Here is a 4,350-nt window from a genome sequence, read left to right on the forward strand (position 1 = left end):
TGACGGGGCTTTTTTGTTTCTGTAGACAGGTTTTTCGGTATATTCATTTTATGTGGTTGGCGCGGTAATGAAATTTGTAGATGAGGCAGTAATTCGAGTTGAAGCAGGTCGCGGTGGCAACGGCTGTCTCAGTTTTCGGCGGGAAAAATTCATCCCCTGGGGTGGCCCAGACGGTGGCGACGGCGGTGACGGTGGTAGTGTGATTCTGCACGCCAATCCGTCTATGAATACGCTGGTTGATTTCCGGTTTGTGAAATCTTATACAGCCCGCCCCGGCGAGGGTGGTCGTGGCGCCAATTGCCGAGGTCGCAGCGCTGAAGATCTGGTATTGGATGTGCCGGTTGGCACGACCATTATCGATGAAGATACCCTTGAGGTCTTGGGTGACCTGGTTTCTGCCGGCGACACTCTTAAAGTGGTGCAGGGTGGTTTTCACGGTTTAGGCAACACCCGCTTTAAGTCCAGTACTAACCGCGCGCCGCGCCAATTCACTCGCGGTAGCGATGGTGAGATCCGCAATCTGCGATTGGAGCTAAAAGTGCTCGCCGACGTTGGTTTGTTGGGTATGCCCAATGCCGGTAAATCGACGTTTATTCGCGCGGTATCGTCGGCAAAGCCGAAAGTGGCTGATTACCCGTTCACCACTTTGGTGCCGAATTTGGGTGTGGTGCGGGTGCAGCAGCATCAGAGCTTTGTTATCGCAGATATTCCGGGGCTTGTAGAGGGCGCTGCGGAGGGTGCGGGTCTAGGGATTCGCTTCCTTAAGCATTTGACGCGCACGCGCTTATTGCTGCACTTGGTGGATATGGCACCCTATGATGAGACCTTGCCGCAAGATTCGGTCGCCATTATTGCTAAGGAGTTGGGGCGTTTTAGTCCGACTTTGGCGAATCGCGAGCGCTGGTTGGTGTTAAATAAGTTGGATTTAATTCCTGAGGAAGAGCGTGAAGCGCGTTGTCAGGAAGTGGTGGATGCGCTGGGCTGGACTGGTCCTGTGTATAAAGTGTCTGCAATAACGGGCGCGAATACCAAGGCGCTGTGCCAAGATATTTTGCAATTCGTTGAGGCGCAAGCGGAGTTGCTGGCCACCGACAGCGAGGCTGCTGAGCGCGAGCGTGAAATTCAGGATGCTATGCAGTCTGAGGCGCGGGAGCGCATTCAGGCCTTGGCCGATCAGCGTCGCTCTGAGCGTCGCGCTGCTGGTGATGCTGATGATTTCGACGATGATGAAGATGACGACCATGATGTTGAAGTGGTTTACCGGCCCTGAGGTGAAAAAGCTTGTCTGATAAGCGGCAAAGTTTGCGCGCCTGTAAGCGCGTCGTGGTGAAGATTGGCTCGGCCCTGCTGACTAATGATGGTCGTGGTCTTTGTGTTGAGGGCTTGGATGCCTGGGTGGCGCAAATTGCTGCGCTGCGTGCTGAGGGTCGCGAGGTGGTGTTGGTGTCTTCGGGTGCGGTTGCCGAGGGCATGACTCGCCTAGGCTGGAAAGAGCGGCCGGAGGATCTTCATAAGTTGCAAGCGGCTGCCGCTGTTGGGCAGATGGGCTTGGTTCAAGCTTATGAGCAGCGTTTCCGCACTCATAATCTGCAAACCGCGCAAATCCTTTTAGGTCACGACGATATTTCTGCTCGTGACCGCTATCTCAATGCTCGTGGCACCTTGCTTACCCTTTTAGAGTTGGGTGTGGTGCCGGTGGTTAATGAGAATGACACCGTGGTCACCGATGAAATTCGCTTGGGTGACAACGATACCCTCGCGGCCCTAGTGGCTAATTTGATTGATGCCGACACCTTGGTGATCTTAACGGATCAGCGCGGTTTGTTTGCTGAAGATCCCCGCAAAAACCCGGCAGCTGAATTAATTTCGGTAGCCGAAGTGGCTGATCGCAGTCTCGATGTGATGGTCGGTGGCAGCGCCGGAGCGTTGGGGCGCGGCGGTATGCTGACCAAGTTGCGGGCGGCTCGGCTGGCCTCGCGTTCCGGTGCGAATACTGTGATTGTTGGTGGCCGTGAAGAGCGGGTCTTGGATCGGGTATTTGCTGGAGAAGATTTGGGGACCTTGCTCTTATCTGGGCAGCGACCTATTGCGGCGCGTAAGAAGTGGTTGGCGGGGCAGTTGCAGTTGCGCGGCAAGCTCCAGCTCGATGATGGCGCGGTGCGTGTATTGCGTCAGCAGGGCCGCAGCTTACTGCCTGTGGGTGTAGTGGCAGTGAGTGGTCAGTTTGCTCGTGGCGACCTTGTTATGTGTGTTGATGCTGAGGGTAGTGAGGTTGCGCGGGGTTTGGTGAATTACAATACTGAGGACGCCCGCAAGCTTTTGGGTTTGTCGAGTGCGCGTATTGCTGAAGCGCTTGGTTATATTGCTGAGCCTGAGTTGATACATCGGGATAATTTGTTGGTCAGTTGATGTGGGGTTGCAGGCGTGGCTTGCGCATTATGCTGGACGGGAGATGGTAGACGCTAAGATAAAGGCGGATGCGAGCCCCGGGTGTTGAGCGGTTGTCTGTGTTAGGTGGATTTAAATTTTAGCCAATAAAAAACCCGCACTTGGCGGGTTTTTTATTGGCTAAATCAAAAGCGAATTAAGCGGCTGCGCTCATTGCTTTGATTTTGCTGTTCAAGCGGCTCTTGTGGCGAGCTGCTTTGTTCTTGTGCAGAATGCCTTTGTCCGCCATGCGGTCAATAACAGAAACTGCAGATACGTAAGCAGTCTTGGCGGCTTCTTGATCGCCAGAAGCGATTGCGGCCAACACTTTCTTCAAGTACGTGCGTACCATTGAGCGCAGGCTGGCGTTATGCGTACGACTTTTTTCCGCCTGACGTGCGCGTTTTTTAGCTTGTGGAGAATTCGCCACCCTTATAACTCCTTGAAACCTAGTACCGAAAATTTAGGCCGGGAATTATTCCTGTTTGGCACCGTATTGTCAATAGGGCTATTGCTTAAAGGCGGAATAATTCCTTGTGCGTTGGTCGCCTATAAAAAGCGTTGTACGGCAATCATCACCCAGCAGCTCAGGCACAGCAGCATACTTAGCATTACAGCGGCCGAGCCGAGATCTTTGGCTTGGCCTGACAATGGGTGTAGCTCGGTGCTGATACGGTCGACAATTGCCTCAATGGCCGAGTTGAGGAGTTCAACCACGATTACGATGACCACGCTCCCGATAAGCAATGCTCTTTCACTGGCGTTGGTGCCTAACCATAGTGCTAGCGGCAGTAAAAGTGTGGCCAGGACGATTTCTTGGCGAAAGGCCACCTCGTGGCGCCATGCAGCGCGGAGGCCTTTCAACGAGTATTTGTAGGCATCAAGGACGTGAGCCACTCCAGTGCGGCTGGGCTTGTTCATCATGGGGCGTGTAAATCTCTGTAGTGGCTCAGTGGCAATTGGCAGGACTAATCAGTGTACAATGCTGCACGCCAAATTAAATGAATAATGGGATTTGGGGTAGCTGCGCAAGTCCGGCGAAAACAAAGTTGTAATACGTGCTGTAACAATAGTGTAATTTCTTACTATGACAATTGAGCGACAATTAATTTACCCAAAATATTGGCCGGTTTGGTTGGGCGTTGGTGTGCTGTGGCTGCTTGCGCACCTGCCAAGGCGGATGAGTTACGCGCTGGGTGCAGGAGTCGGTAATCTGTTTTATCGCTTTGCTAGTGATCGGCGCCATACTTGTGAGACCAATTTCCGCTTATGTTTTCCTGAGTTGAGCGATGCTGAGCGGGACACCCTTATTCGCAAAACAATGCGCAATCAGGGCATTGGTTTAATGGAGACGTTGCGGGTTTGGTTTTTGGCGCCCGATAAGCTTGGCGTTGAGTTTGACTTAGTGGGGAGCGAGCATCTTGAGGTTGGCAAAGATGGCGTGGGTATTATCGTATTAGGGACACATTTTACGTCCCTCGATGTTTGCGGGACATTAATTGGTTACCGCTACCCCGCCGATTCATTTTACCGCAAGCATAAAAATCCGGTGTTCGAGTATATTCTTAGCCGCTCCCGTGGCCGTTATGGTGAGCCGATTCATCGCCGGGATATTAAGCGTGCCCTGCGCAGTCTCAGGGAGGGGCGACGCCTATATTATTTGCCGGATCAAGATTATGGCCGTAAATCCGCCGAGTTTGTGCCGTTTTTTGGCGTGATGGCGGCCACTACTATTGGCACCAGCACCTTGGCTAAGGGCGGGCGGGCGCGAGTGGTCTTTGCCCAGCAGCAGCGCTTGGATGGCGGGCGGCGCTATCGGGTGGAGATAATTCCTATGGATGACTTCCCTAGTGGGGATCCCGCTGCTGATGCCCGTGCGATTAATAAGTTACTAGAAGACAATATTCGTATGGTGCCTGACCA

The 4,350-nt window shown here is 53.2% G+C and carries 5 protein-coding genes; 3 read left to right on the top strand and 2 right to left on the bottom strand.

Annotation, left to right across the window (positions count from 1 at the left end):
• Window positions 1-67: 67 nt before the first annotated feature.
• Window positions 68-1,270, top strand: coding sequence for an Obg family GTPase CgtA (cgtA, locus tag ABYT30_RS16235; protein WP_373097510.1), 1,203 nt, complete (start codon window positions 68-70; stop codon window positions 1,268-1,270).
• Window positions 1,271-1,281: 11 nt separating this feature from the next.
• Window positions 1,282-2,409: a glutamate 5-kinase gene (gene proB, locus ABYT30_RS16240; RefSeq protein WP_373097511.1), complete on the top strand. Its 1,128-nt coding sequence runs from the start codon at window positions 1,282-1,284 to the stop codon at window positions 2,407-2,409.
• A 175-nt stretch (window positions 2,410-2,584) separates the two neighbouring features.
• Here the strand turns inward: proB and rpsT are convergent, their stop codons facing one another.
• Both rpsT and ABYT30_RS16250 read right to left on the bottom strand, forming a co-directional pair.
• Entirely contained in the window at window positions 2,585-2,857 is a 273-nt protein-coding gene (gene rpsT, locus ABYT30_RS16245) for a 30S ribosomal protein S20 (RefSeq protein ID WP_159240972.1), read from the bottom strand.
• A 119-nt stretch (window positions 2,858-2,976) separates the two neighbouring features.
• On the bottom strand, window positions 2,977-3,351 hold the full coding sequence (locus ABYT30_RS16250) for a diacylglycerol kinase (protein WP_373097512.1): 375 nt from the start codon (window positions 3,349-3,351) through the stop codon (window positions 2,977-2,979).
• Between the two features lie 163 nt (window positions 3,352-3,514).
• Between ABYT30_RS16250 and ABYT30_RS16255 the strand changes: the two genes are divergently transcribed.
• Window positions 3,515-4,350, top strand: an 836-nt coding sequence (locus tag ABYT30_RS16255) for a lipid A biosynthesis lauroyl acyltransferase (RefSeq protein ID WP_373097513.1), incomplete at its 3' end; no start/stop codon positions are given.

It is taken from the genome of Zhongshania sp. (assembly GCF_041623545.1).
GTDB lineage: Bacteria > Pseudomonadota > Gammaproteobacteria > Pseudomonadales > Spongiibacteraceae > Spongiibacter.

What these genes read in the sequence shown, in the direction of transcription:
- cgtA (WP_373097510.1), top strand. Translation starts at nt 68, where the DNA reads ATGAAATTTGTAGATGAGGCAGTAATTCGAGTTGAAGCAGGTCGCGGT.
- ABYT30_RS16250 (WP_373097512.1), bottom strand. Translation starts at nt 3,351, where the DNA reads ATGATGAACAAGCCCAGCCGCACTGGAGTGGCTCACGTCCTTGATGCC.